Below are 26524 nucleotides of genomic sequence, written 5' to 3'. Positions count from 1 at the left end.
AATAGTCTTATCCAATTCTTGCTTTTACCATTTCCAAAAACACATTTTTTCAATGGATTTATTTCATAATTAATTTGTTACGTGTAACAAATTCCCTATTCATCTAACTAATCGTACATCAACAAAACATTAATTCCTATACAAGAGATCTACTACTTTAAAATAAACTAATGCAAACATCCTTTTTTAAAATTACCGCTGCCACCGCAGCGCTCTGTTTCAGTACCCTGGCAATAGCCCAACAAACCTATTCTGTAAGCGGAACCGTGAAAGACAAAAAAAACGGTGAACTGTTAATCGGAGTATCGGTAAAAGTAAGTGAAGATCCTACCATCAATGTTTCAGCCAATGAATATGGTTTTTACTCTCTTTCACTGCCTGCAGGTACTTATACCATCATTATTTCCAATCCTGGATATAAAGATTTTGAACAGCAGATTAAACTAGATCAAAATATTAAACTAGATCTTCCTCTTCTGCCGCAGGAAGAAGTTACAAAAACAATTGACGAAGTAGTGGTATCCGCCGTAAAAAAGGATAAAAATTTAACCTCCGCTCAAATGGGAGCAGAAACGTTAAATATAAAAAGTATAGAAAAACTTCCTGTTCTTTTTGGGGAAAAGGATGTGATGAAAACCATACAGCTTCTGCCAGGTATCAAAAGTAATGGTGAAGGAAGCAGCGGATTCAGTGTAAGAGGTGGTGCTACGGACCAGAACCTGATATTACTGGATGAAGCTCCGGTTTATAACGCATCTCACCTTCTTGGTTTCTTCAGTACATTCAACAGTGATGCCCTGAAAGATGCCAGTATCATTAAAGGAAACAGCCCTGCACAATACGGAGGCCGCCTTTCTTCCGTTCTGGATGTCAAAATGAAAGACGGAAACAATAAAGACTACAACCTGAATGGTGGAATTGGTCTGATCAGCAGCAGGCTGAGTGTAGAAGGGCCTATCCAGAAGGAAAAATCATCATTCATTGTTTCGGGAAGAAGAACATATGCCGATTTGTTTCTTAAAACCAATAAAGATTATAAAGACAACAAATTATATTTTTATGATCTTAACCTGAAAGCCAATTATCAGATCAACGAAAACAACCGTATTTACCTGTCAGGATATTTCGGAAGAGATGTTCTGGGATTGGGAGATACCTTTAATACAGACTGGGGAAATACAACGGCAACTTTAAGATGGAACAGTATTATCAGCAGTAAGCTATTCTCTAATACATCTTTCATCTACAGCAATTATGATTACAAAATCAGTCTGAAAAATGATGATACGGTATTTGATTTAAATTCAAAAATACGTGACTGGAACCTTAAGCAGGACTTCACCTGGTTTGCCGGGAACAAGCATTCTGTACGTTTCGGCCTTCAGTCTATTTATCACACCCTTACTCCAAGCAGTGCTTCTGGTACTACAGTAAGCAGTTTCCCAAGAAATCCGAGATACTCATGGGAGAATGCGGTTTATATCAATGATGATTTTAAAGCAACGGAAAAGCTAACCATCAATTATGGAGTAAGACTTGCAATATTCAGTGTATTAGGAGGAGATACATTCAATACATATGAAAACGGAGTACTTACCGACAGTGAATTTTTAGAGAAAGGAAAATTCGGGAAAACGTATGTGAATCCTGAACCGAGAATTAGTGCCAACTACCGCATCAACGAAGTAAGCAGTGTGAAAGGAGGTTATTCCAGAAATACGCAGAATCTTCACCTTTTAAGCAACAGCAACAGTGGAAATCCTACAGATCAGTGGATAGGAAGCAGCTATACGGTAAAACCTGAAATTGCAGACCAGATCAGTGTGGGTTACAGCAGGAATTTCAACAACAATAATTATGAATTGAATGCTGAAGTTTACTATAAATCCATGAAAAATCAAATCGACTTCAAAAACGGAGCTCAGATTGGATTTGATGCCGGATCTGATGTAGAAAGTGAGCTACTGTTCGGAAAAGGAAGAGCTTACGGTCTGGAACTTATTGCTAAAAAGAAAAGCGGAAAACTTACGGGATGGATTTCCTATACCCTTTCTAAAACGGAAAGAAAGATCAACGGAATTAATAATAACGAATGGTACAACGCCAGAATGGATAAAACCCACGATCTATCCATCGTTGCCACTTATCAGCTTAATCCGAAATGGAGCTTTTCAGGACTATTTGTTTACAGCACAGGAAATGCCGTTACCTTCCCTACCGGAAAATATGAACTGAACGGACAAACCATATTCCAATACAGCAACAGAAATGCTGACAGGATGCCTGCTTATCACAGAATGGACCTGAGTGCTACTTATGAGCCAACTTCCAATAAGCGCTTCCGCGGTTCATGGACCTTCGGTATTTATAACCTGTACGGTAGAGAAAATGCCTACACCATCAACTTCGAAGACAATCCTGACCGTCCCGGAACAACACGTGCAATGCAGACTTCTCTGTTCCGATGGGTACCCAACATCACTTATAACTTCAAATTCTAACTCATGAAAAATACTTTTTATATCATATTATCTCTTTTTGCATTAACTTCTTGTGAAAAAGAGATCGACCTGGATCTGAACGATCAAAGCGGAAATATTGTCATTGAAGGAAATATAACCAACCAACCCGGACCTTATACTGTAAAAATTACAAAATCAGTTGGTTTTTCGGAACCTAACCAGTATCCGGCTGTAACCGGAGCTCAGGTTGTTTTAAGTGATGATACAGGCCAGACTGAAACACTTCAGTACACAGGAAACGGAATGTACAAAACAACCACTTTTGCAGGCCAGCCCGGAAGAACCTATACCCTGAAAATACAGGCAGAGGGAAAACAGTATACCGCTCAGAGCAGAATGCCTGAAATTGTTCATTTTGACGGACTTGAACAGAGTTTTTTCAAATTCGGTGATAAAATTACATATACCCTCTTACCCATCTTTACAGATCCAATGCCGCTTGGAAACCGTTATCTTTTTAGTTTCACAATCAATGATCTTCCTAAAAAATACATGAATACCTTTTCAGACAATGTAAATAACGGAATGCTTAACCAACAGCCTTTGATTCTACCTAATGATGATAACGATGGCAGAGATCATGAAGTGATCGTAGGAGACAAAATCCATGTAGAGATGCAATCTATTGATAACAATATATTCACCTATTATAATGCTCTCCTTCAGATTTCCGGAGGCAATGGCGGGGGCGCTACTCCAGCCAATCCACCAAGCAATATCAACAATGGAGCTTTAGGTTATTTTTCAGCTCACACAACAGATACGGAAACTTTTGTGATTCAACAGACAACAACACCATAACATTTAAAAAGGATATTCCAATCAACGGAATATCCTTTTTTTATCTCTTTAAGGTTATCTCAGTTTTCTTTTTAAAGCATAATATCGGTACAAAAGTTTATCATACCTGATAACACAAAACAATAATCCTGCTGTTACTACCAGTGTTTTCAAATGAATGATTCTGTACCCAAAACCTCCTATTATACATCCTGAAAAAAAGCAGGCTATGATAACCAGCTTCAGGGTAATATTTTTTTTAAGCTGTTTCTGTTCATTTTCCCTCTCCTTAAAAAACAGTTTTGAAAGCTCTATTCCGAGATCTGTAAACAATCCTGTAAGATGGGTCGTTCTCACCACAGACTGTGATACTCTTGTCACCAATGAATTCTGCATTCCCATTGCAAACAGCAAAAGACCTGCAATGGTATAAAGAGATACTGAGATTTTTAATACCTTATCATCTGACATTCCTACAAATCCCAGTATCAAAATTTCAATTATTAAAGGAATGAGATGCGGGCGAAATGTTCTGTGTCCTGAAGAAAATTCTACCAAAAAGCTGGAACAGAAAGCTCCTCCCAGGAAACAGATAATAAACAGAAAGTAAATAAGTGCTTCACTGTAATGATCGAGAAGAATCTCTTCAGAAAAAAAAGCAAAATGCCCGGTTAAATTAGTTGTAAGTACTTTAACGGATAAAACACCTACAATATTCACTATTCCGGCAACAAATGAAAGTACTGATGCCAGTTTTAGGTTGTGAAAATAAGTTCTGTTTTTCCCTCTGTGTCTGAACATTTTATATTTCTAATAATTCAAAATACAGATTTTAAAAGCCCATCTTTAAAATGCTATTCTAAAAAACAGCTGGATAAGATAAATAAGTAAAAAAAAATAATTTAGAAATGTCAGTGTCAAACTGTGAAAAACATGTCCGCTTAAATATTTATCCAGTGTTCTTATAGATTTCCTCTATCTCTTTTACGGTATGAGTAGTAAAATATAACCCTTTATAAGTTGTAAAAACAGCTTCTCTACCCCTCTGCAAAATGTTCTGTTTCTTGATTCAAAATCAATTTTATTACTTTTGTAAAAGTAATTCGTTTAGAAAAAAAAGTTGGTGATCTGCATCAGCTTAAAATGTGATTTAAGTTAAAAAACTGAGCGTTTTATTCAATAGTCTGTATAGAAAAATTATGATCTCAAAATTTATTTTTAATAATCAGTATCTTTTTGATGAGCTCCCTGAATATGATAAAAATCTGCTTACAGGAGCCATGAAAACCAGGAACTACCGTAAAAATGAACCTATATTTACTGACGGGACAAAACCTAACGGCGTTTACTATCTCAATGAAGGCAAAATAAAGAAATACAAGGTTGATAATGACGGAAGAGAACAGATTATCTACATTTACAGTTCGGGGGAATTCTTTGGGTATTCTGCTATTTTGAGTAATGAATCCTATGGGGATACAACCTCAACATTGGAAAATTCTGTTATCTCTTTTATTTCAAAAGACAATTTTATGGATATCCTTGGGCAGTCATCAGTACTTTCAAGGCTGCTGCTGAAATCTTTAAGCCATGAATTCAGTGTCATGGCCAATCTCATTGCTGTTTTATCTCATCGTACAGTCAGAGAGCGAGCAGCTTTGAGCCTGCTTATTCTTCATGATAAGTATAAATCAAATAATGAGCCTGAGCAGGAAGTATTCATCTCCCTTTCCCGTATCGATCTGGCAAATATGGTAGGGACAGCCAGAGAAACATTGGCCCGAATTATCAATGACTTCAAGCAGGAAAAACTCATCAGATCCGAAGGACGGAAAATACAAATCCTCAACTTTAAGCAGCTAATTCATATTGCTAATTTTTATTAGTCAAATAATTTAGTTTAAAAGCTTTAATTTTCTACTGACAAGCTGTTGTCATAAGTACCTATTACCTTTGTTTAAAATTAATTCAAACAAAAAAATACCTTATGAAACTTACTTCATTAAGACTCATCAGCAAAGACATCAAAGCAGCAGTAGAATTTTACGAACAAACCATGGGAGCAACAGCCAGATGGTATACTGAAGATTTTGCAGAGCTTTCTGCAGATTCTATAACGATTGCGATCGGAAGCACCCGGACAATGCAAATGTTTTCACAAGGTCTTACAGAGTTCGCGGGAACAAAATCAACCATTATTGAATTTATGGTTAAAAATGTAGATGAAGAATACGAAAGAATTAAAAGTATAGCTTCCGAAATTATTCAGGAACCCACAACGATGCCTTGGGGAAACAGATCGCTTCTATTCTGTGATCCGGATGGAAATCTGATTAACTTCTTTACTCCTGTAAGTGTAGAAGCTGTACAAAAATTCAGCTAAGTATTTCATCAATAAAAACAAAAACTCGCTGAACACCACAGCGAGTTTTATTGATATGAATGTTTAAATATTAAATTTATTTTCCAAGGAATTCAATTGCTTTTCCTACAAAATTATCATGGTATTGATAGAAAGAGGCATGCCCTGAATCCGGGAAAATCACCAATTCTGCCTGATCTAAATTCTGAGCCATATTTTTCGCATTCTGAACAGACACCGGGAGATCATTTTCACCATGAACAATGAGTACAGGATTTTTGATCTTTTGTATCTCTGTAAGAGCATCAGCATTGGGTTGCGCCCAGCTTAATACAGCAGTAAATTGCGAATTGGAAGCAGCATCACTTAAAAGAATATCCCTGTCTGTTGTACGAAGCTGAATTCTTGCGTATGATGCTTTTCCCTCCGCGGTACTCTGAGCAGATTCTGTAAATCCGAATTTCAGGAAAGAAGCTTCAGGACTTAATCCCGCTGTTCCTGCAATGATATTAGGAAGGTTTGATAATCCGATGGCTCCCTGAGGCCCTGTTCCGGTTAAAATCACTTTATTGATAAGTGAAGGATAAGTCAGCACTATTCTTTGCGCAATAAACCCGCCCATAGAAAATCCCATGATATTGACTTTGTTCAAATTCAATGCTTTGACAAAATCGACAGCATCATCCGCCATTGCCTGAACCGTATTCGGGGTAATTCCCTTTGAAGAAGCCACTCCTTTATTGTCAAAGATAATTACTTTATATTTTTTTGCCAGTCCATCTGTTACTGCAGGATCCCAGTCATCCATTGACCCACCCAATCCCGGCAGAAGAACCAATGGAATTCCATCTTCTTTTCCCAAAACGCGGTATGCAATGGCATTTCCTTTAACGTTTATGAATTGGGTTTTGGCAGTTTGGTGGTTTCTGTTTTGTATCTCCTGTACCGTGGGAGGCTCATTTTCTTCAGTGCAGGACACCGTCACTACGGTAAAAAGAGTTAAGCATAATAGGCTAACAGCTGAGATTTTTCTGATTGTTTTCATTGTCGTTTATTTTTGTTTGATTATGGTGCAAACATAAAACACAAAAACAGGCAGCACACTCAAAAACATATGGAACAGGACATTTCAGCGGTTTATCCAGACAATTCAGAAACCGAAAAATTGAGAAACCATCAATTATTTTCTTTTTAAATATAATAAATGTATTTTTTCCGACGAGAATGAGGAATTATGATCATCTACGATTTCTTTAAAACAGATTGCTGAAAATCCTTTTCTGAAACCCAAACGGTCCCACATTCTCCACATCCCCAAAATTTTTCATTCCCATCATCAATATAGTTTACAATACCGTCTGAACAAACCGGACAGTTAATAATAACTGATTGGCTGCTCTTTTGATCTTCATCTTTCTGAGACTCCATTGATAATAGATCAGCAGGATTTACAGGGATGTGTTTGTAACATTTCGGGCAGTCAGTCATGATAAGACGTTGGCCTTTTTGTATAGCTTCTGTAATAAAAAGTTCCTGATCATGGTTTGCCTTAAAAGTTCCAAGACAGCCTGGGCATCTTATTTCCATTATTGTTTAGTTTTTTTCATTATTCGCTCTATCTCAGCTTTATCAAGATAGAAATTGTCTGCCATAGAAATTCCATTCTCACTGATAGTAGCACTCTTTGAGACAAATTTCTTATCATCCCAATTAAGAATATAGGTTCTGGTATTGGTCATATAATTATTTGTTTTTTCAGTGCCATCCGAGTTCATCGCAGTAATCCGGTCAAATTTGGCTTCATCCATAGCGATTGGTTCATTATTATTTATATATATCATCCTGTATTCCAATATACAGCCATAATATTTTATTGCATATTCGTTGCAGTTCTGTTCTCTGAGCTTTTTGCTTTGGGGTAACAACTGGTTGATTTTTTCAATTTTTATCCGGTCATCATTACTTACATTATCAAACTTTATTTGTTGTATTAACGACTGGCTCGGGCACAGCTGAAAAGCTGCGGCAAAAAAAAGGATAAAAAAAATCTTCATAGGGAGTTATTCAAAGTTAAAAGAGATGTGGGCTGGACTTAAAAATAAAGTTAAAAATTAAACGTAAAAATAAGGTATAAACTTACATCAATTATTTTTTAAAGTATAAAGAGCTTCCATCGCCTTTTCAGCATCTTCTTTTGCCACAAAAATATGGTCATGAAAATAAGCCGCCACTACATTACAACTTATATTTTTCTGGTTCAGGGCATTGGCAAAGGCTGCAGTGAGTCCTACAGCTTCCAGAGAAGAATGAATATTAAGAGTAATCCATGAAGCAATATAACTGTAAGCCATGCGCCATTTATCTGCTGTCGTTTTTTCTAAAACAATGGTAACAGCTTCAGTTTCCCGAAAGAAAAACAAAACGTTTTCTATATACGGTATCTCACGGAGGTTTTCAACGGTACAAAATACATATTCTCCGGCATTTAATACCGGTTCCATGTTCTGAAGCAAAACGGTCAGATCTTTTTCTCCTGTCATCTTTTTTTGGGTACAAAACTAAGATATAGATTACAGCATCTGTTTATCAAATGATAAAAAACAAAAAAGGAGGCTGTATGCCTCCTTTTTTGTTTTGTAATTGTAACCTGTCAACTGAACCTCTTTATGTGTATTTGTGTTTTTTTCATTTGGCTTTTTAAGAAGCCTGTTGAAGGTTATTCATACACCTCTTTTAATTTCATCAGTGTGTTTATAAATTTCATCATTTGTGTTTCTATAATTATCATTTATTAATTGAATAATTATAATCATTTGTTGTTTTGTGTATGAAATTTAAAACCTGAATAAGCAATTCTCATTTACTTTTTTCATTACTTAAATTTCACAGTACAAAGGAACAACATTACAAAATAAAATCCTCTATAAACCCCATCGATACATCTCGACCCATCTATAGATATTTATCGATAAAATCAAATTCTCTGATAATAAGAAGTGCAGAATCTCCTACAGACTGCTATAGTTTATGGTGTGTTTTAATGAGGTCCACCAGCTCAACCATGTTCTCTATCTTTAGTTTTTCAAAGATATTTTTTTTGATTGTGCTCACTGTATTCTGTTTGATATTCAGGCTATTTGAAATTTCCAGGTTTCCATATCCTTCCGCATAGAGTTCTGCAATCTGCAGTTCCCGTTTGGTCAGACTATTGAGAGGACTTATCAGATCTGGATTGTACACAAACTGAACCAATAGATTCCGCAAAAGATCAGAGAAATACTCTCCTTTCTCTATAAAAGTTGTGATCGCTTCCCTTACCTCTTCCTCTTCACTTAATTTGCTCAGGTAGCCGTTGGCACCCGCTTTGATAAATTTAAGGCCATGCAGATCCTCTTCTAGTCCTGTAAAAATCAAAACCTTAAGATCTGGATTTACACTTTTCATCTGAGGCAGAATATGCAGACTGTTTCCGTCCGGAAAATGGGCATCAATGATCGCCATCTCAATACCTTTTGATTCTATCAGCTCCAATACCTGGTGTAAAGATGAAGTTTGATAAACTTTTGCGTGAGGAGCAATATCACTGATAACAATTTCCATTCCCTGGCGTACAATGCTGTGATCGTCTGCCAGCAGGAATATTATCTCTTTATTTTGAATTGGTATTTCCATTATTATTAGTATTTAAATTGATACTGAATGTCACTTTTGTTCCTTTATGCAATTTACTTTCAACTGATATATCACCATTGAAAAGCTCTACAATTTCTTTTACAAGATTAAGACCTAAACCGGCCCCCAGATTATCTACTTCATCAGATACCATTCCCTGATAATAAGGATCAAAAATTTTACCAAGATCAGATTCTGATATCCCTACTCCGGTATCTGCTACCGTTGTAATCAGAGAAATTTGGTTTTCTCCTATGGGTTCTGTGACCATAACAAGATCAATCTGACCATTTTCTGTAAACTTGTTGGCATTCCCAAGAATATTCATAAAAATCTGGTTGATTCTTATATTATCAGAATATACCTCTAGGTTTTCAGGAATTCTGTCTGTTACCGCAAACCTGTTATTTCTGGTTTCCAGATAAGGAGTAATCACCTTCACAATAGAACTGATCTCATCTTTAAGATTGAAAACCGATTTTATAAGTTCTTTTTCAGCATTTTCATTTTTAGTATATTCCAGGATCTGGTTAGATTGCAGAAGCAGAGTGCTGTTGGTAAACTTGATAGATTTAAGATAATCTTTTATCGTTTCATCCTCTGTGGTTCTGTGGATTTTATCTATAAAAATATTGATAATTTTTAACGGGGATCTCAGATCATGGCTCAGCATTCCCAGAATTCTATTTTTAAAATTAAGGTTCTTTTTAATCTCTTTATTTGCAGCATTCAGTTTCCGCTCATATATAAATGCTACTCTTGTAAAATACATGATCAGAATAGATACAATAAACATCAGAATCATCAATCCCAATACCAGATAAGTCCTGATTGTATTATTATTGGAACTCTGCTCGTTATACTCTTTTTCCAATTCTGTTTTAAAATCCTTGATGGCATTTTCGTAAACTTCTATCAGTCCATTACTGTAAACCAGCAGTTTACTAAAGTTACTGTAAAACTGTAGATTATTCTTCTGACGTTGTGCGGCAAGCATCTGTACCTTCTTTACTTCAGCGGCATAGTGCTTATCCATAGACTTTATCGTGTTATCCATTTTGGATTTTACCTGAGAAAGATCTATGGTTTTGTTGTTGGTCATCGTGATCACAGTACTTTCTTTCTGTACATCCACTTTCCCTGTTACAGCATCTTTTAAACGGCCGAAAAAGCCTTTCTTTTTAACAGTGTCGGCATAAGTACGGGTCTGGATTTTCAAATCGTCAAAATCATTTTTATACTTTGCAGGTTCATATTGCTTATCCTCAATCTTTTGAGGTGGATTCAAGGAACTCTGATATACTGAATCTATCAATGTTTTCAGTTTGGCCGTCTTCAGCGTATCCTGTCTATGAGCAGCCAGATTTTTTTTTAGCCTTGGGCTTGTATTTTCATATTGACCAATCTTATCAAAATTCATTTTAAGTTTTCTCAATGACTGAAAATAGAGCTGCAGGTCATCATTATCCTGAGTAGCCATATATCTTTGAAGATGATCCTGCGCATCCATAAAATCTTTTCTGGAATTATCCGTCAATCCGCCCAATGCACGGGTTTCTTCAAGCTGATCTTTAATAAACTTCAGCTTCTTTCCGTTGACAAATTCATTATAAAAAAAAATGGCGATAATGACCTGTATCAGTAAGATACAAAGGATCAATGAGTAATGAACAACTTTTCTCAATTTAAAATTTAAGAATTTATATTTCATATTTGTTTATCAGTTAAATCAATTTCCTGACTACATGAGTCCATTTGGCATTAATTTTCAACAATATACCATTATTTTCAGCAATTCCATAATAAGGATATACCATCCAATTTGCAAAGTTAAAGTAATTTTTGTCTTCTTATAATAATGAATATTTGATTAAACCTTCAAAAATGAATTTTATTTTCTATCAAAACACCTTATAAGCATTAAGTTTTATTCACGTAAACTCATTTTTTTAGATCAATTGCAAAAAATGAGGCTCAGTAAAATATTCGCCCTATATCTATTTTGTTATAAATGGTAAACAATAATTGATAAAATGATGTATAAAATTACAAACTTACTTCTATCTCTCCAATATTTTTTTTAAAGGTTAAAACTTCCTTCCATACAAGCTTTTCTCATCATTAGGTATTTCTACCCAATGCAAAAATTGGTTATTTACACTCTAAGAACATATACCCTCTTCTTTGTTACTTTGAAATGCTTATTAATAGTGATAATATTCTATGGGAAACCATGATATTCACATGTACCGGCAGATTCGTCTCTATACTTAATCTATCATATGAACAGAATTCGGAGATTATGAAGATCAGTAATGATGGTACATTTCTACATATGGCTGTCTTTACTTTTCTGTATCTCTTCAATATGATTATAAAAAATAAAAATAAATAACCTATGATTACAGAAAACTATGACGTAATCGTCATTGGTGGAGGAGCAATAGGTCTGGCAACAGCCTATCATCTCGGTCAGCGCCAGGCTAAGACATTAGTACTGGAACAATACACTTTTGTGAATCAGCTGGGCAGCTCTGCAGGAGTATCCCGCCAGTTCCGGATTCCTTATCCTGATGAATATATGATACAAATGGCTTTGGATTCTCAGCCTTATTGGGATGAGCTTCAAAAAAAGACCGATACCCAATTGCTTGATAAAGTAGGCACACTGTGGTTTGGAGATCCCGAAGTACATTCTACAGAAGGTAATATTGCCGAAGCTGAGAAAGCTTTAGAAGCTTTAGGCGTTCCCTATACCAACTTAACTTCAAAGGAAATTGAAGAGCAGTATCACTTCAAAAACCTGCCGGATAACTATGTAGGCCTTTTTCAGCCTGATGGAGCCAGCATTAATTTTAAAGCAACTATTGAAACGCTTTTAAGCCTTTGCCAAAAAGAAGAAACCGTAGAGCTCAGAGAAGACTCTCCTGTACTTGAGATCAAACAAAACGGTGAACTTTTTGAGCTGACCACTCCCAACGGAATTTATATCGCCAAAAAACTGGCCATTATCCCTGGGCCTTACATCAACAGTGTAATCAACTTACTGGATTTTAAAATAGAAGCTTCTTACTGGAATATGTCTTCTGCTTATTTCAAAAAGACCGATCCTTCTATACAATATCCAACCTGGTTTGTGTTCCAGAATGCAACAGGAGATAACGGCAACCAGTTTTATGGTTTTCCTTCCGTTGAATGGGACCATCCGGAATACATACGTGTAGCACCTGATTTTGTCATCAATCCTTTGGAAGAACCAAACGACAGAACATTGATTCCGAATCCGCAGGAACTTGCCTACACATCCCAGTGGATACACAATCATATGACTGGTCTCAGCATAGTACCGGAATATACCTCGACATGTCTTATCGCTTTAAGCACCATTCCCAATAAAGAGTTGCTGATTGATTTTGCACCTTCCTATGTACCCAATCATAAAAACATTGTGGTCTATGCCACAGGATGGGCTGCAAAATTCACCCCTTTTTTAGGAAAAATCATGTCTGATCTGGCATTAGACGGACATACCGATTTTGACATTACTCCATTCCGATTAGGATATAAATATTTCTTAGCACTTTAAAAAATTATAAAGCCATGAACAGAGAAAACGTAAATAAAGATACACCATTGTATCCGGGAATGCAGCCCGATCTGAAAGTAGAAGTAGCCATTATTGGTGCCGGAACTTCCGGATTATATACTGCTTTCCGCCTGGTTACTGATAATAAGTATAAGGCTCATGAAGTACAGATCTTCGATATGAGTGACAAGTTGGGCGGAAGACTGGAATCCGTAGTTATGCCGGGAATGAATTTCTGGGGTGAGCTCGGAGGAATGCGTTATCTGACTTCTCAGGAAATTGTAACCACATTGATCGAGGGTTATCCATTAAAAGAAGAAGATTTAAGCAAGAGAACTCCTGTTCTGAAAGATAAGATGACTCCTATCCCATTCCATATGGGAGAGCCTGAAAAACTCCTGATGTACATCCGAAAAGAACGTTTCAAACAGAATGCCTGGACAGAAGAACAGAGCCATGACAACAAACTGATTACCCGTTATTATCTGAATGAAGGGGATGAAGGTTTCAGCTCTGATCAGTTATTCAATAAGATCATTTATAATGTTTTAATGGCAGATGCATGGGTGGCCGAAAATTATAAAGAATTGATCATCGCAGATCCTAATGGCTATGATTATACATTCAAACTGACCAGCCGGGATTGGGATGTTATAAAACCAAGGCTGATCTATAATTTTTCTGGTTCTCCTTATGACAAACGTCTGGTAAATGATATCGGTTTCTGGAATTTAATCAAGGATCAGGTTTCTCAGGAAGGCTATGAGTTTTTGGCCAACGCCGGAGGATATTATTCCAATACCATCAACTGGAATTCTGCTGAGGCATTTCCGTATATGGTAGGAGATTTTTCTGCCAATACTACCTACAAAACCATTGAAGAAGGCTATGACAGCATTGCTTATGCAATAGCCAACAACTATATGGAATATGAAGGAGCACGCATCTGGTCCGAAAATAAGCTGATTACCTTTACCAAAGATCATCATTTAACCGCAACTCATAAATACGAACTTACTTTCCTGAATATACAGAGTAACACGACATGGAAAGTGTATGCCAATTCAATTGTGTTGGGTATGCCGAGAAAATCTCTCGAACTTCTGGATCAGAATAACTTCTTTTTTGACGCTAACAGGCATCAGGAACTGAATAAAAATATCCGTTCTATTATCATGGAACCGGCATTTAAAATCCTGATGGGCTTTGAAGGTCCGTGGTGGAGAGATCTGGGGATTGATTCCGGACATTCCATTACAGACTTGCCTATGAGACAGTGTTATTATTTCGGTACTGATACTGAGACCAAAAACTCAATGTTACTGGGAAGTTATGGTGATATGGAAACCGAAACATTCTGGAAAGCACTTTCTGATGACAAAGTTTTGTTTAAAGTAAGAGCTGCAAGATCTGCGTCACTGGAAGAATTGCATAAGTTTGATGATGTTCAGGCTACAGAATTCATGGTGAATGAATTGATGAACCAGCTGAAAGAATTACACGGTATAGATATTCCGCAGCCTTATGTAACTTATTTCAGAGACTGGACCGATGATCCTTACGGTGCAGGATACCACGCATGGAAGGCTGGTTTCTCAGTGAAAGATGTCATGCCTTATATGAGAAAACCTTTAATAGATGAACATATTCATATTATTGGGGAAGCCTATTCAGATCAGCAAGGCTGGGTAGAAGGCGCTTTCTGTGAAGCTGAAAAAATGCTTCAGACCCATTTTAAATTAGACTGGCCGTACTGGCTGGATCGTGAATATTATTTAGGATGGTAATCTTAAATACATAATAGTAAGATGATGTGTATAAATAAAGCTCCGGATTGTTTCGGAGCTTTATTGTTTTTATTCGGATTAACTCAAGTTTTTAAAACCCGTAACACACTCAATTCAAATACATTAAATTTATTTTTAAATTTTTCACTCAAAATATTTATTACAATATTCATTAATTCATTACATTTGCATAACTAGTTATATAATTAATTATACTTATGGACTTATTTGAAAAAACAGGAAAGATTGCATTGGGAAGCAGATTGCGGTTTATGGCTTCAAATATTACAGAAGAAGCAGCAAAGATCTACGAACTTTATGGTGTTGATTTTTCACCAAAATGGTTTCCGGTATTTTTTGTTCTCTCCGAAGGAGGTTCAAAGACCATTACCGAAATTGCTGAAGAAATAGGACATTCTCAACCATCAGTAACCAAAATCATCAAGGAAATGACCACTGCAGGATTAGTTAAGGACAATCAGCAATCAGATGATAAAAGGAGAAATATTGCAGGACTTACGGAAAAAGGAAAAGAACTTTCTGAAAATATAAAAATCCAGTGCACAGATATTGATCATGCCATCGATGAGATGATTGGCGAAGCCACTCACAATCTCTGGGAAGCACTTGCAGAATGGGAGCACCTTTTTGAACAAAAATCTTTGCTTTCAAGAGTAAAAGAACAGAAAAAAGCCCGCGAAAGTAAAAATGTAAAGATCGTTGATTATGATCCGAAATACCAATCCGCATTCAAAGCACTTAACGAAGAATGGATCTCTGCTTATTTCGAAATGGAAGATGCCGACTATAAAGCGTTGGATAACCCTGAAGAATACATTTTAAATAAAGGTGGAAAAATTCTTGTTGCCTTATACAATGAAGAACCTCTCGGGGTCTGTGCTCTTATCAAAATGGATGATCCTGATTATGATTTTGAGCTGGCAAAAATGGCTGTATCTCCCAAAGCACAAGGAAAGAATATAGGCTGGCTGCTGGGACAGGCTATCATCGGCAAAGCAAAAGAATCCGGAGCATCCAAAATATATCTTGAAAGCAATACCATCCTGAAGCCAGCCATTAATCTGTATTACAAACTGGGTTTCCAGAAAGTATCCGGACGTTCAACTCCTTATCAGCGCTGTAATATTCAGATGGAATTAAATGTAAAAAATTAAAATATGTACGATAAAAAAGTAGCTATCGTTATCCAAGATGACCTGTTGCCATGGCAAAAACTTAATGTTGTTTCTTTTTTAGCTGGCAGCATTGCTATTGAATTTCCGGAAACCCATGGCGAAAAATTCATAACAGCTGACCACGAGGAATTCCTGGCTTTTATAAAGCACCCTACTCTTATCTATAAAGCAGACAGTACAGAAAAGCTTCAGAGAGCATTCCGCCGGGCAAAAGACCGTGAACTGGCAATAGGAATCTATACCCAACAGCTCTTTGATACCAGATCAGGTGAAGAAAATGTTCTCGAAATAGCAAAACATACTGCAGATCATCTGGATCTGGTTGGTATAATTGTATATGGTGAAAATAAAAAGGTTGACAAAGCCTTAGACGGGTTAAAATATCACGAATAAAAACTACTTATTAAAAGCCAATTTCTTATAATACTAAATATGCGCAACGATTATCTTGTGCATTTTTTTATATCATCTAATATTCAACGATTGGAAAACGTGAGATCTTATATTCTTATTCCATATCATAATCATTAGTATTTTCTATTTTTCTAAGGGGATCTTGAGATGATATTTTCCTAACTTTTCCGTTTGAAACGAATTAAAGAATACTTCAGACAAATCATTATATGCTCTGAAATATTCAAAGGCAAATAACAGCAAAACAGCTTCATCATCTTATGACAGATAAAAATTTTAATCCCGGAAAAGGCTTTATATTCAGTAAACATGTGCCTGAGGAATTATCGCATTTTGACCGGGTCTTTGATGTTTTCAAAGATTTGCTTACCCACACCTCCGGAGATCTTGAAGAAGCCTTCGAATGGCTTGATATGCTGGATAAGGAATATGACATTTTCGATGAGGAATATACCCTTCAGGATTTTGAAGAAGATCTGAAAAAACGGGGTTATATAAAAGAGGAAGATCCCGAAGAAGGCAATACCGGAAGCGGAAAAGGTAAAAATATATTAACTCCAAAACTGGAAGCAGCCCTTCGTGAGTATGCTTTAGATCAGATATTCGGAAAGCTGAAGAAAAACGGAGCAGGAAATCACCGCACCAGCAAAACGGGAATTGGCGACGAACGTGATGGTGAAAACCGTTCCTTCCAGTATGGAGACGACTTAGCCGCCGTAAACATGACTGAAAGCCTAAAAAACGCTCAGATCAACAATGGAATTTCAGATCTGCGACTTACAGAGGACGATCTTATCGTAGAGGAAACCAAACATAAGGCCCAGATGAGTACTGTCCTGATGATCGACATCAGCCACTCCATGATTTTATACGGTGAAGACCGCATTACTCCGGCGAAAAAAGTTGCCATGGCACTTGTGGAACTGATTAAACGGAAATACCCCAAAGATTCCATTGATATCATTGTTTTTGGAAATGAAGCGTGGCCGATCAAGATCAAAGACCTTCCCTATTTAAAAGTAGGCCCTTACCATACCAATACGGTAGCCGGTCTGGAGCTGGCAATGGATATTCTTCGCAGAAAAAGAAATACCAACAAGCAGATTTTCATGATTACCGACGGAAAACCGAGCTGTATTCAGCTGCCCAGCGGAGAATTTTATATGAACAGTTTTGGTTTGGATGAAAAGATTGTTACCCAATGCCTCAACAGAGCAGCGCAAGCCAGAAAGCTGAAAATTCCTATCACCACTTTCATGATTGCCCAAGATCCTTACCTGCGTCAGTTTGTAGAAGAATTTACGGCTCAGAACAAAGGAAAAGCATTTCTGACAGGACTATCAGGTTTAGGACAAATGATCTTCGAGGATTACGAAAAAAACAGAATAAGAAGAATATAGAGGTCAGATTTCAGACTTCTATCAAAGCATTAAAATAAAATCTTAGCAGATAAGACAATGAAAAACGATATTACATTCAAAGAATTAAAAGACTCCGGTTATACCCATAAAACGATTAATGAGGAAATTCAGGCCAACTTAATTGCCAGGATTAAAGCTAAAGAACCTGTATTTGAAGGGCTTTGGGGCTATGAAGACACCGTAGTTCCCCAATTGAAAAAAGCCATTCTTGCCGGCCACCACATCAATTTACTAGGCTTACGCGGACAGGCAAAAACAAGAATTGCAAGAAGCATGGTCAATCTTCTTGATGAGTATATGCCTGTTGTAAAAGGATCGGAAATCAATGACAGTCCATTCCAGCCAATTTCAAAATATGCCAAAGATCTCATTGAAGAGCTGGGTGATGAAACTCCGATTTCGTGGGTACACCGTTCTCACCGTTTCTATGAAAAACTGGCGACTCCTGATGTGAATGTTGCCGATTTAATTGGTGATATAGACCCCATCAAAGCGGCTACTTTAAAACTACCTTATTCCGACGAGCGTGTTTTGCATTATGGAATGATTCCACGTGCTAACCGTTCTATTTTTGTTTTAAATGAACTACCGGATTTACAGGCAAGAATTCAGGTTTCCCTTTTTAATATTTTGCAGGAAGGAGATATTCAGATCCGTGGATTTCAGTTGAGAATGCCGCTTGACATTCAGTTTGTGTTTACGGCCAATCCGGAAGATTATACCAACAGAGGAAGTATTGTAACGCCATTGAAAGACAGAATCGGGTCACAGATTTTCACCCATTATCCAAAAACAATTGCGCTTGCCCGTCAGATCACAGAACAGGAGGCATTGATTTCTGCTGAAGACAAAGCACAGATACAGATTCCTGACCTGGCGAAAGATCTTTTGGAGGAAGTTGCTTTTGCAGCACGTATCAGTGAATATGTAGATGCAAAAAGTGGCGTCAGTGCCCGTCTGACGATCAGTGCCATGGAGAATTTAATTGCAGCAGCCAAATTACGTTTGATAGAATCCGGAGCTGAACGAACTACTGTCCGTTTGCTTGATTTCATGTCCATTATCCCATCCATCACAGGGAAAATTGAACTGGTATATGAAGGAGAGCAGGAAGGTGCTGATTATGTTGCCAAAATATTGATTGACAAAGCGGTTATGACTCAATTTGAAAGTCTGTTCCCGCGCATTTCCAAGCTTGAAAAAGAAGGCATCAAAACTCCTTATACCGACCTGATCAGATGGTTCAATAAAAATCATTTGGAACTTAATTATAATGATACGGATGAAGAATTTTATGCTAAACTCGATGGGATAACTCCTCTCGCTGCCGTAGTGGAAGAAAATACGTCTGAACTGAGTCCGGAAGATCAGAATTTCTGTAAAGAATTAGTATTATGGGCATTGACGATCAATAATAAAATTGATAAGTCTGAAAATCAAAATGCTTTTACTTTTGATTCACCTGGAATTGGTCAGTTTTTGCGAAACTAGATCCATTAATAAGCCAACAGATTAAAAATAACCCCTTCAGAGTAAATCTGAAGGGGTTTTATTTGTTTCCGAAAGACTTTACACCATATTATCATTTTTAAGTATAGCAGAACCAAAAGGATTGTCGACCAGCCACAGCCATTCTCCATCTTCATTTTTTTTCATGATGCAGGAAGTATGACCCGTCATATGTATAGGGTGTCCGTCCGGAGCAGTTCCTGTCATTTCCCATTGATCAAGCCACATCGCAAGATCATTTACAACGGTCACATGGGGAGCTTCTCCTTGTATATCCAGGTGTAATCTGCAGATCTCATTCATTGCCATACTTATCCGTTCAAGACCTCTCAGCTCTCTCCCATCTCTATCAATGTAAACTGCTTCAGGATGGAAACAGCTTAATGCTCCTGCCTCATCTCCGTTTTTTATACAATGACGGAAATAGGCTACTGCTCCCGCTTCTGTTTGTCTGTTAAAGTCCTGCATTTTATTTTAAATTTCTCGAGTTTAGTTCTTCTTCTAACTGCTTTTTGTTTTTATTCCAGCGGCTAGCGATAGAACCTACAAAAAATAGGGGCAAAACGGTCAGAAATCCGAAACCGCCAGTTATGGTGCTATAAATCGAAATACCTACCATTACTCCCAGAATTACAGCGTTGAGAATGTTATTGGATTTGATTTCTTTTTTCTTTTTTAATAATTCATGGTCGGTTAATTCTGACAATTCTTTTTCCATGGTTTTATTTCAAGTTTTTGGGTTATTTTTTGTTTTTAAAATGGTAAAAATTATGGTTTCCGGATTTATTTTTACCGAAAGCTAAAGTACAATATTGTGAAGACATTTTTTTATTTCTTTTATTTGTAATGTATTTCAGACCTCTTATTTCTGAAAATTTCAAAGCTTATGGAAGACAACCTGAACTGTATTTACAAAGTCATCAATTTCATGGAAAAGAATTATGACCAGCCCGTCTCTGTAAAGGAACTGGAAGAAATTTCCAATTATTCTTACCGGAATATCCAGCGCATTTTTAAGTACAGCTGCGGAGAAACCATAGGCGCTTTCCAGCAAAGACTGAAGGTAGAAAATGCCTATAAGCGGATTCTTTATACCCAGGAAAATCTCACCACAATTGCTATTGAAGTGGGATTTGCCAATATTGCTTCTTTTTCCAAGGCTTTTAAACAGCATTTCGGAATTTCACCCAAAGCAGCAAGATTAAGTAAGGAACAGCTTCTTTGTGAAGATGAGATTATTCCGGTAACATCTGATGTATTGCTGGAACCGGAAATTGTATATCTCAAACCGCTGCAGGTGTACTACCAAAGTATTAAAACGTATTATAACAATGATGAAATTGAAGTATTGTGGGAAAACTTCATGCAAAACGATTTTCCTGACTCCAAAACAGAATATTTTGGAGTTATAGCAGATGAACCATTAATTAAAACAGAAATCAACTGCCGGTATGATGCATGTGCTTCTGTACAGTCTGGAAACAAGAAACTACCTTCAAAAACAATATTCGGGGGTAAATATGCCCGTTTTATCCATACAGGAAGCTATGAAACGATAGACGAAACCTACACCAAAATCTACTCCCGATGGATTTTTAATTCTGGTCTTCAATTTTCGCACTCTCCTATTATAGAAAAATACGAAAGGCATGTGGAACAGAATGATAATCAGGAAGAACAACTTATGTATATTTTACTGCCTTTGAAGTAAGTTGTCAATTTGGGACAAGTTTTCACATTTTTATCGATCTAATTTTGCCCTGTTAAAAATAGATCAATTATGCAAAAAAAGAAAATCATGTTCCTGTTATTACCAGCTCTTTTACTGTCCTGCTCTCAGACAGACCCGGTAGAAACTCCAGATGCAGCAAATACCGGAACTGTAGTTTACAAAATGCCGGAAGAATCTGCTCCACACGAAGGAACCTGGCTTCAATGGCCCCACCAGTATCAGTATGGAACAACTTACCGCAACCGATTGGATGCAACCTGGGTAGCTATGACCAAAGAACTGGTACAGAGTGAAAAAGTTCATATCATCGCTTATGACGGTACAGAAAAAGCTCGTATTACAGGGTTATTAAACAGTGCCGGAGTTCCCCTTACCAATATCAATTTCAAACTTTATCAGACAGATGATTTCTGGGTAAGAGATAATGGTCCTATTTATGTAAAGGATCAGAATGGCCAGTTATTCATTCAGGATTGGGGATTTAATGGCTGGGGTGACAAAGCTGATTACAGCAAATGCAATGCAATTCCTTCAAAAATAGCTTCAGATACCAATGTTCCTAAAATCAACCTCAATTCTGTAATGATCAATGAAGGCGGAAGTGTAGAAATTGATGGAAACGGAGTGTTGATGGCCTGTAAAAGTTCCATCCTTAATAACAATAGAAATCCGGGGATGACCCAACAGCAGGCAGAAGCCATATTCAAAAAAAATTTAGGAGTCACTAAATTTATCTGGCTGAATGGAAAAGCCGGTCTTGATATCACCGATATGCACATTGACGGTTTTGCCCGGTTTGCCAATTCGTCTACGATGATCACGATGAATCCTGATGATCTAAACTACTGGCAGGTTCCTGATGGCGACATTGATAAATTATATGATGCTACCACGAAAAACGGTTCTCCTTATCAGTTTGTAAAAGTTCCATTGACCAGAAATGACGTGATAACCACTTACGGAAAAAATGTAGGCCGTGCTTCTTACATCAATTATTATATTGCGAATAACCGTGTATTGGTACCTAATTATAACGATCCGAATGATGCCGTTGCCAACAATATTATCCAACAGCTGTATCCCGGTAAACAAGTGGTTGGAATAGACTGCCGTAACTTATTTGCCAATGGAGGAATGGTACACTGTGTAACGCAGCAGCAACCACAATAAAATAATCTTCCCAATGATAAAGTCTGTTGATTATTCAGCGGGCTTTATTCATTCATACTCAGAATACCGTTGAGCCAGACTTTTAAATACTTAACCTGATTATGCACCATTTCTTAATACAACAGAAAGGCAATCGCCAAAAAATAGCGTAAATTTGCTCTGTCCATCAAGTAAAGGATGGTTTCCAGTTTAAGTATTATGAAAAAAATAGCAGTTTCTTTATTGGCCCTACTTCTGAATATTGTTTGTCAGGCACAAAATTTTGATGTCATTCCCTTAGGGATCTATGGTGGAGAGCAGGAAGACAATTTATCAGCCTATCTGGTAGGCGCTCCGAAAGACAATTCATTTCTCTGCCTTGATGCTGGTACCGTAAATGCAGGAATACGAAAAGCTATTCAACTGAAAAGTCTTGACGGATCTACAGAAACAGTCCTGAAAGATCAGATAAAAGGATATTTTGTATCACATGGGCATTTGGATCATTTATCAGGGTTAATCATCAATTCTCCGGCAGATTCTAAAAAGGATATTTTCGCTATAGCTCCTGTGATTCAGATTTTGCAAAATCATTACTTTATCACAGATACCTGGATTAATTTTGCTGATCAGGGCCAAAAACCGATCCTTGGGAAGTACCATTATAATGAACTTCAGGAAGGAACTGAAATCCCGGCGCCTAAAACTCCGTTTTTTATAACAGGCTATGAACTGAGCCATGTAAACCCTTATAAAAGCAGTGCTGCACTGGTAAGAAGAGATGATCACTATCTGCTTTATCTGGGTGACACTGGTGCTGACCGCATTGAAAAGTCTGACCGTCTTGATCATCTTTGGAGTACAATAGCTCCACTTGTTAAAAAAGGACAGCTAAACACAATACTCATTGAAGTTTCGTTCCCCAACAGTCAGCCTGAGCATTTACTGTTTGGCCACCTTACTCCTAACCTGCTTATTGAAGAACTGGGCAAACTGAAAGAGAAAACCGGACAAAACAGCCTTGAAGGTCTCAGCATCGTAGTTACGCATAGAAAACCAACAGGAGATAATCCTGAACTTATCAAAAAAGAGTTATTGAAAAACAATCCTTTAAAAGTAAATTATATTTTCCCGGAACAAGGTAAAAAGATTAGTTTACCATAACAATAATAAAAAGATGAAGCAGAAATAAGCTTCATCTTTTTTTGTATTACATCATTTAGGTGGAATGATTTCTCGCAACCATACTGTTCTCATTTTGTATATTTGAATAGTAATAACACCATCATTTGGAAAATATCATCAATCATTTTAAAAAGTATCTTCCTTTAAACAATGAAGAAATACAGGCTTTGAAAGACCGTGTAACGGAAAGGAAAATTAAACGCAGACAGTTTCTTTTGCAGGAAGGAGATGTATGCAAATATTTTACGTACGTGCAAAGTGGCTGCTTCAAAATGTATGGTGTGGATGATAAGGGTGTGGAGCATAATCTTGCTTTTGCAACAGAAGATGACTGGATTTCAGATATTGGCAGTCTTCACAAAGAAATACCTTCCAAACTGTTTATTGAAGCCATTGAGCCATCGGTAGTGTTACAGATTTCAAAAGGAGATTTATGGTTTTTATATACCAATTATCCAAAATTTGACAGAAATTTTCGTGTAATCATTGAAAATAAATACATTGAACTTCAGGACCGCTTATTACAAACATTCAGTACCACTGCTCTGGACCGGTATGAAAGTTTTATCAGTCAATATCCTCATTTAGCAAACAGATTACCTAATACACAAATAGCTTCCTACCTGGGCATTACTGCCGAATTTTTGAGTAAAATAAAGAACGAACGATTTAAAAAATAACTGTACCCTTAATCTATATTAAGGGTATTTCTTATCCTATCTTATAGGCAGCAAATAACAGTTCATTGCAACTTTGTAAAGTCAATATTGACAAACAATTTTTTAAAACAAAGCAATGAACACAAAAAATCCAAAAACAAAAATTGCCATTATAGGCTTAGGAAATATCGGCAAAGCTATTGCCGCTAATCTTGTAAAAGGCAGCCACCCGGTCATCATATCCTCAAGGGAAATTGAAAAGGCGAAAATCCTTGCCAGAGAACTGGGTGATCTTGCCAGTGCGGAAGAAATTTCCACGGCAATTGATCAAGCAGATGTGATTATTCCTGCAATTTATTTTGATAAGATCAAAGAGTTTCTAAAACAATATGCTGAAGAACTGAAGGGGAAAATTATCGTAGATGTCTCTAATCCTATTGCCCCTGATGAAAATGGAGGATTTAAAAAGATTATTGATAAAGATACTTCTGCCGGCCAGATTCTTTTACCTTTAATTCCAAAAGATGCCAGCTTTATCAAAGCATTCGGAACATTGGGAGCTGCCTCTTTATCTGGAGCTGCATTTTCAGAACCTGAAAGAAAAGTTCTTTTCTACGCTTCAGACAGCATCAACAGCAATAAATATATTGAAGAACTGATTACTGACAGCGGTTTTGAACCACTGCACATAGGAAGCATCAATCAGTCTATCCGCATTGAAGTATTTGGTGACCTGCATGAATATGGTAGATTGGGTAAAACGGTAACCCTAGAGGAAGCGAAAAACGCCCTTAACTCAACCAAAGAATAAAACGTTTGCTTTATGAAAGGAATCACCACATTAGCAGCACTGTTATTAATTTTAACAGCCTGTCAAAAAGCAACAAAGCAGAAACAAAATAATTCAACAACCATTAATTCGGCAACAATGGAAAATAAAACAGCAAAAATAGAAATAGAAAAATCATTAGGCATTTACTTTGATGCCCTGAATAAATCGAATGTAGAACAGGCGGTTAGCCAATACACATCTGATGGTATTTTTATGCCAACCGGACTGCCGACCGCAGCAGGAACATCAGAACTTACAACGGCTTATGAAAATGTATTCAAGGCTATCCAGCTTAATGTAACGTTCAAGATTGAAGAAATTGTATTATCGGATAACAGTACTGCATTTGTCCGTACGCAATCAAACGGAACACAGCTTATACATGCCAACAATCAGAAAACGGAAGAATTAAACAGAGAATTTTTCCTGATGAAAAATGAAAACGGGAGTTGGAAAATTTCGCGGTATATGTTCAATCAGCCCAAGTAATTGATAAAGTAGTTTTTGATATTAACCTTATATTTTATCAACGAAAAACCTCAATATAGCAGATATATTGAGGTTTTCCATTTCTTTACATCGATACAATTCCGTAATAAAATATTGCTGATATAACAGACGTGGTATATAGGCTTGGCTATTTATATTTCCTATTCAAGATACATGAATAAGCCCTGCCCGGCAATAAATATTACATTCTGATACCTTATGGCATATTATAAAGACAACCCATATTCAGGTTTCGGATATTCACCAGGAGTTTTATACCTTGTAGAATGCCCTTTCTGATACCATGCTCCCAGCCCTGAAATCATAAGCGCCATATTATGTACAAAACGTTTTGTATACTTTTGGTGTGAACCAAAATCCGGAAGATTATCCTGCAGATCAACAAATTCTTTAACATAAGTATTATGAATGTACATAGCTTCCTTAATGGCTTCTTCCAACGAAATCTTATATTGATTTCTGATGACCAGTATAATATTCAGGACTTCTGTATCAACCGCTAATTCTTTCTCTATAGAAGCAAAGTCATTTTGGATAGCCATAATACGACACATGAGCATTTTCAATCGTTTAATTATAGGATGATTCGATATGTTCTTGGGAACAATATAATCAATAGCCGGCTCTACAGGATCACCATAAGGATACATTGAAATTGAGTACTCACGGATCAGTAAAAGGGTATGCAGGGTTGGAAACTCCTTTTTTAGTTTATACGGAGTTTCTTCCATCACTCCATAGGTAGAGTAATCATAAAAATTCTTCGTCCAGCGTTCAAACCATTCATCATTAACATAGGGAAGAAATTCCTGCCTGCTTAAGGCGACCTGTCTCATCAGTCCAATATCATCCGGCTTTGGTTTTGCTCCCATCATAATATCCATGATATGATTCCTGATATCAGCGAGCTCATGTACAGGGCATAGTTCGTGATAATCATCAAATAAGGTAAGCCATACCATAAATCGGGCTATAGGTCTCATCTGTTCCTTTGTACTAACTGCCGGAAACATATAGGAGGCAGCTTCTACCAAACCGTGTTTCTTATATTTTATTCTGGCAGTTTCAGACATAAACAGATAATCAGTATCAATCCAATCGTTCTGTTCTTCGTAGAATGATTGGGAAAAAGGCCCTATTTCATAGGGCCATGGATATTGTAAAATAGGAATATCCTGTTGTTTCATCTCGAAAATTTTACGGTTACA

General features: G+C 36.9%; 26 protein-coding genes. 16 read left to right on the top strand and 10 right to left on the bottom strand.

The features are described 5' to 3' along the window. The first annotated feature begins 170 nt into the window (after positions 1-170). Together AC57AW_RS11195 and AC57AW_RS11190 are read left to right on the top strand one after the other, a co-directional pair. Complete coding sequence (locus tag AC57AW_RS11195) at positions 171-2501, top strand: TonB-dependent receptor (RefSeq protein WP_496351931.1); 2331 nt, start codon at positions 171-173, stop codon at positions 2499-2501. 3 nt (positions 2502-2504) lie between these two features. Further along, positions 2505-3323 (top strand): DUF4249 domain-containing protein, encoded by an 819-nt coding sequence (locus AC57AW_RS11190; RefSeq protein ID WP_318847898.1) that lies wholly within the window; start codon positions 2505-2507, stop codon positions 3321-3323. A gap of 54 nt (positions 3324-3377) precedes the next feature. On the opposite strand, the gene AC57AW_RS11185 is transcribed toward AC57AW_RS11190, so the two are convergent. Continuing rightward, on the bottom strand, positions 3378-4103 hold the full coding sequence (locus tag AC57AW_RS11185; protein WP_496351930.1) for a YoaK family protein: 726 nt from the start codon (positions 4101-4103) through the stop codon (positions 3378-3380). A gap of 398 nt (positions 4104-4501) precedes the next feature. On the opposite strand from AC57AW_RS11185, the gene AC57AW_RS11180 reads away from it, so the two are divergent. Both AC57AW_RS11180 and AC57AW_RS11175 read left to right on the top strand, forming a co-directional pair. Further along, the gene (locus AC57AW_RS11180) at positions 4502-5188 is read left to right on the top strand and encodes a Crp/Fnr family transcriptional regulator (RefSeq protein WP_496351929.1); all 687 of its coding nucleotides are present in this window, start codon (positions 4502-4504) and stop codon (positions 5186-5188) included. 101 nt (positions 5189-5289) lie between these two features. After that, positions 5290-5685, top strand: coding sequence for a VOC family protein (locus tag AC57AW_RS11175; protein WP_496351928.1), 396 nt, complete (start codon positions 5290-5292; stop codon positions 5683-5685). Positions 5686-5761: 76 nt separating this feature from the next. On the opposite strand, the gene AC57AW_RS11170 is transcribed toward AC57AW_RS11175, so the two are convergent. The 6 genes from AC57AW_RS11170 to AC57AW_RS11145 all read right to left on the bottom strand — a co-directional run bounded on the left by AC57AW_RS11170 (position 5762) and on the right by AC57AW_RS11145 (position 11047). Continuing rightward, positions 5762-6709, bottom strand: a complete 948-nt coding sequence (locus AC57AW_RS11170; protein WP_496351927.1) for an alpha/beta fold hydrolase — start codon at positions 6707-6709, stop codon at positions 5762-5764. A 197-nt stretch (positions 6710-6906) separates the two neighbouring features. After that, on the bottom strand, positions 6907-7251 hold the full coding sequence (locus AC57AW_RS11165; RefSeq protein ID WP_496351926.1) for a hypothetical protein: 345 nt from the start codon (positions 7249-7251) through the stop codon (positions 6907-6909). Next, positions 7251-7718 (bottom strand): hypothetical protein, encoded by a 468-nt coding sequence (locus tag AC57AW_RS11160; protein WP_496351925.1) that lies wholly within the window; start codon positions 7716-7718, stop codon positions 7251-7253. The genes AC57AW_RS11165 and AC57AW_RS11160 overlap by 1 nt, the downstream gene beginning before the upstream one ends. Positions 7719-7805: 87 nt before the next feature. Further along, a complete protein-coding gene (locus tag AC57AW_RS11155) occupies positions 7806-8204 on the bottom strand; it encodes an ACT domain-containing protein (protein ID WP_496351924.1) in 399 nt (132 codons plus the stop codon). A 478-nt stretch (positions 8205-8682) separates the two neighbouring features. Further along, positions 8683-9336 (bottom strand): response regulator, encoded by a 654-nt coding sequence (locus AC57AW_RS11150; protein ID WP_496351923.1) that lies wholly within the window; start codon positions 9334-9336, stop codon positions 8683-8685. Continuing rightward, positions 9314-11047 carry a sensor histidine kinase gene (locus AC57AW_RS11145; RefSeq protein WP_496351922.1) on the bottom strand — a complete coding sequence of 578 codons (1734 nt, stop codon included), beginning with the start codon at positions 11045-11047 and terminating at the stop codon, positions 9314-9316. The genes AC57AW_RS11150 and AC57AW_RS11145 overlap by 23 nt, the downstream gene beginning before the upstream one ends. A gap of 687 nt (positions 11048-11734) precedes the next feature. Between AC57AW_RS11145 and AC57AW_RS11140 the strand changes: the two genes are divergently transcribed. The 6 genes from AC57AW_RS11140 to AC57AW_RS11115 all read left to right on the top strand — a co-directional run bounded on the left by AC57AW_RS11140 (position 11735) and on the right by AC57AW_RS11115 (position 19231). Then, positions 11735-12922, top strand: a complete 1188-nt coding sequence (locus tag AC57AW_RS11140; RefSeq protein WP_496351921.1) for an FAD-dependent oxidoreductase — start codon at positions 11735-11737, stop codon at positions 12920-12922. 14 nt (positions 12923-12936) lie between these two features. Continuing rightward, positions 12937-14709: a flavin monoamine oxidase family protein gene (locus AC57AW_RS11135; protein WP_496351920.1), complete on the top strand. Its 1773-nt coding sequence runs from the start codon at positions 12937-12939 to the stop codon at positions 14707-14709. A gap of 218 nt (positions 14710-14927) precedes the next feature. After that, positions 14928-15884: a bifunctional helix-turn-helix transcriptional regulator/GNAT family N-acetyltransferase gene (locus AC57AW_RS11130; RefSeq protein WP_318847910.1), complete on the top strand. Its 957-nt coding sequence runs from the start codon at positions 14928-14930 to the stop codon at positions 15882-15884. A gap of 3 nt (positions 15885-15887) precedes the next feature. After that, on the top strand, positions 15888-16298 hold the full coding sequence (locus AC57AW_RS11125) for a DUF2000 family protein (RefSeq protein ID WP_496351919.1): 411 nt from the start codon (positions 15888-15890) through the stop codon (positions 16296-16298). Positions 16299-16579: 281 nt separating this feature from the next. Next, on the top strand, positions 16580-17719 hold the full coding sequence (locus tag AC57AW_RS11120; protein ID WP_496351918.1) for a vWA domain-containing protein: 1140 nt from the start codon (positions 16580-16582) through the stop codon (positions 17717-17719). A 57-nt stretch (positions 17720-17776) separates the two neighbouring features. Beyond that, a complete protein-coding gene (locus tag AC57AW_RS11115; RefSeq protein ID WP_496351917.1) occupies positions 17777-19231 on the top strand; it encodes a sigma 54-interacting transcriptional regulator in 1455 nt (484 codons plus the stop codon). 78 nt (positions 19232-19309) lie between these two features. On the opposite strand, the gene AC57AW_RS11110 is transcribed toward AC57AW_RS11115, so the two are convergent. Then, the gene (locus tag AC57AW_RS11110; protein ID WP_496351916.1) at positions 19310-19717 is read right to left on the bottom strand and encodes a YybH family protein; all 408 of its coding nucleotides are present in this window, start codon (positions 19715-19717) and stop codon (positions 19310-19312) included. Position 19718: 1 nt separating this feature from the next. Beyond that, the gene (locus AC57AW_RS11105) at positions 19719-19967 is read right to left on the bottom strand and encodes an FUSC family protein (RefSeq protein WP_496351915.1); all 249 of its coding nucleotides are present in this window, start codon (positions 19965-19967) and stop codon (positions 19719-19721) included. A 168-nt stretch (positions 19968-20135) separates the two neighbouring features. Between AC57AW_RS11105 and AC57AW_RS11100 the strand changes: the two genes are divergently transcribed. The 6 genes from AC57AW_RS11100 to AC57AW_RS11075 all read left to right on the top strand — a co-directional run bounded on the left by AC57AW_RS11100 (position 20136) and on the right by AC57AW_RS11075 (position 25295). Continuing rightward, positions 20136-20960 (top strand): AraC family transcriptional regulator, encoded by an 825-nt coding sequence (locus tag AC57AW_RS11100; protein ID WP_496351914.1) that lies wholly within the window; start codon positions 20136-20138, stop codon positions 20958-20960. 69 nt (positions 20961-21029) lie between these two features. Continuing rightward, a complete protein-coding gene (locus AC57AW_RS11095) occupies positions 21030-22151 on the top strand; it encodes an agmatine deiminase family protein (RefSeq protein ID WP_496351913.1) in 1122 nt (373 codons plus the stop codon). A 198-nt stretch (positions 22152-22349) separates the two neighbouring features. Further along, a complete protein-coding gene (locus AC57AW_RS11090; protein WP_496351912.1) occupies positions 22350-23294 on the top strand; it encodes a 3',5'-cyclic-nucleotide phosphodiesterase in 945 nt (314 codons plus the stop codon). A gap of 125 nt (positions 23295-23419) precedes the next feature. Next, positions 23420-23995 carry a Crp/Fnr family transcriptional regulator gene (locus AC57AW_RS11085; RefSeq protein WP_496351911.1) on the top strand — a complete coding sequence of 192 codons (576 nt, stop codon included), beginning with the start codon at positions 23420-23422 and terminating at the stop codon, positions 23993-23995. Between the two features lie 115 nt (positions 23996-24110). Next, positions 24111-24785: an NADPH-dependent F420 reductase gene (locus AC57AW_RS11080; protein WP_496351910.1), complete on the top strand. Its 675-nt coding sequence runs from the start codon at positions 24111-24113 to the stop codon at positions 24783-24785. A gap of 12 nt (positions 24786-24797) precedes the next feature. Then, the gene (locus AC57AW_RS11075; protein ID WP_496351909.1) at positions 24798-25295 is read left to right on the top strand and encodes a YybH family protein; all 498 of its coding nucleotides are present in this window, start codon (positions 24798-24800) and stop codon (positions 25293-25295) included. A gap of 227 nt (positions 25296-25522) precedes the next feature. Here AC57AW_RS11075 and AC57AW_RS11070 read toward each other — a convergent pair whose 3' ends face one another. Continuing rightward, positions 25523-26503 carry a terpene synthase family protein gene (locus AC57AW_RS11070; protein ID WP_496351908.1) on the bottom strand — a complete coding sequence of 327 codons (981 nt, stop codon included), beginning with the start codon at positions 26501-26503 and terminating at the stop codon, positions 25523-25525. Between the last annotated feature and the right edge of the window lie 21 nt (positions 26504-26524).

The sequence above is a fragment of the Chryseobacterium sp. BGA-UO-ETr-SB22 genome (genome assembly GCF_059567885.1).
This window is presented reverse-complemented; position numbering and strand designations above follow the sequence as displayed.

What these genes read in the sequence shown, in the direction of transcription:
- AC57AW_RS11195 (WP_496351931.1), top strand. Translation starts at nt 171, where the DNA reads ATGCAAACATCCTTTTTTAAAATTACCGCTGCCACCGCAGCGCTCTGT.
- AC57AW_RS11190 (WP_318847898.1), top strand. Translation starts at nt 2,505, where the DNA reads ATGAAAAATACTTTTTATATCATATTATCTCTTTTTGCATTAACTTCT.
- AC57AW_RS11185 (WP_496351930.1), bottom strand. Translation starts at nt 4,103, where the DNA reads ATGTTCAGACACAGAGGGAAAAACAGAACTTATTTTCACAACCTAAAA.
- AC57AW_RS11180 (WP_496351929.1), top strand. Translation starts at nt 4,502, where the DNA reads ATGATCTCAAAATTTATTTTTAATAATCAGTATCTTTTTGATGAGCTC.
- AC57AW_RS11175 (WP_496351928.1), top strand. Translation starts at nt 5,290, where the DNA reads ATGAAACTTACTTCATTAAGACTCATCAGCAAAGACATCAAAGCAGCA.
- AC57AW_RS11170 (WP_496351927.1), bottom strand. Translation starts at nt 6,709, where the DNA reads ATGAAAACAATCAGAAAAATCTCAGCTGTTAGCCTATTATGCTTAACT.
- AC57AW_RS11165 (WP_496351926.1), bottom strand. Translation starts at nt 7,251, where the DNA reads ATGGAAATAAGATGCCCAGGCTGTCTTGGAACTTTTAAGGCAAACCAT.
- AC57AW_RS11160 (WP_496351925.1), bottom strand. Translation starts at nt 7,718, where the DNA reads ATGAAGATTTTTTTTATCCTTTTTTTTGCCGCAGCTTTTCAGCTGTGC.
- AC57AW_RS11155 (WP_496351924.1), bottom strand. Translation starts at nt 8,204, where the DNA reads ATGACAGGAGAAAAAGATCTGACCGTTTTGCTTCAGAACATGGAACCG.
- AC57AW_RS11150 (WP_496351923.1), bottom strand. Translation starts at nt 9,336, where the DNA reads ATGGAAATACCAATTCAAAATAAAGAGATAATATTCCTGCTGGCAGAC.
- AC57AW_RS11145 (WP_496351922.1), bottom strand. Translation starts at nt 11,047, where the DNA reads ATGAAATATAAATTCTTAAATTTTAAATTGAGAAAAGTTGTTCATTAC.
- AC57AW_RS11140 (WP_496351921.1), top strand. Translation starts at nt 11,735, where the DNA reads ATGATTACAGAAAACTATGACGTAATCGTCATTGGTGGAGGAGCAATA.
- AC57AW_RS11135 (WP_496351920.1), top strand. Translation starts at nt 12,937, where the DNA reads ATGAACAGAGAAAACGTAAATAAAGATACACCATTGTATCCGGGAATG.
- AC57AW_RS11130 (WP_318847910.1), top strand. Translation starts at nt 14,928, where the DNA reads ATGGACTTATTTGAAAAAACAGGAAAGATTGCATTGGGAAGCAGATTG.
- AC57AW_RS11125 (WP_496351919.1), top strand. Translation starts at nt 15,888, where the DNA reads ATGTACGATAAAAAAGTAGCTATCGTTATCCAAGATGACCTGTTGCCA.
- AC57AW_RS11120 (WP_496351918.1), top strand. Translation starts at nt 16,580, where the DNA reads ATGACAGATAAAAATTTTAATCCCGGAAAAGGCTTTATATTCAGTAAA.
- AC57AW_RS11115 (WP_496351917.1), top strand. Translation starts at nt 17,777, where the DNA reads ATGAAAAACGATATTACATTCAAAGAATTAAAAGACTCCGGTTATACC.
- AC57AW_RS11110 (WP_496351916.1), bottom strand. Translation starts at nt 19,717, where the DNA reads ATGCAGGACTTTAACAGACAAACAGAAGCGGGAGCAGTAGCCTATTTC.
- AC57AW_RS11105 (WP_496351915.1), bottom strand. Translation starts at nt 19,967, where the DNA reads ATGGAAAAAGAATTGTCAGAATTAACCGACCATGAATTATTAAAAAAG.
- AC57AW_RS11100 (WP_496351914.1), top strand. Translation starts at nt 20,136, where the DNA reads ATGGAAGACAACCTGAACTGTATTTACAAAGTCATCAATTTCATGGAA.
- AC57AW_RS11095 (WP_496351913.1), top strand. Translation starts at nt 21,030, where the DNA reads ATGCAAAAAAAGAAAATCATGTTCCTGTTATTACCAGCTCTTTTACTG.
- AC57AW_RS11090 (WP_496351912.1), top strand. Translation starts at nt 22,350, where the DNA reads ATGAAAAAAATAGCAGTTTCTTTATTGGCCCTACTTCTGAATATTGTT.
- AC57AW_RS11080 (WP_496351910.1), top strand. Translation starts at nt 24,111, where the DNA reads ATGAACACAAAAAATCCAAAAACAAAAATTGCCATTATAGGCTTAGGA.
- AC57AW_RS11075 (WP_496351909.1), top strand. Translation starts at nt 24,798, where the DNA reads ATGAAAGGAATCACCACATTAGCAGCACTGTTATTAATTTTAACAGCC.
- AC57AW_RS11070 (WP_496351908.1), bottom strand. Translation starts at nt 26,503, where the DNA reads ATGAAACAACAGGATATTCCTATTTTACAATATCCATGGCCCTATGAA.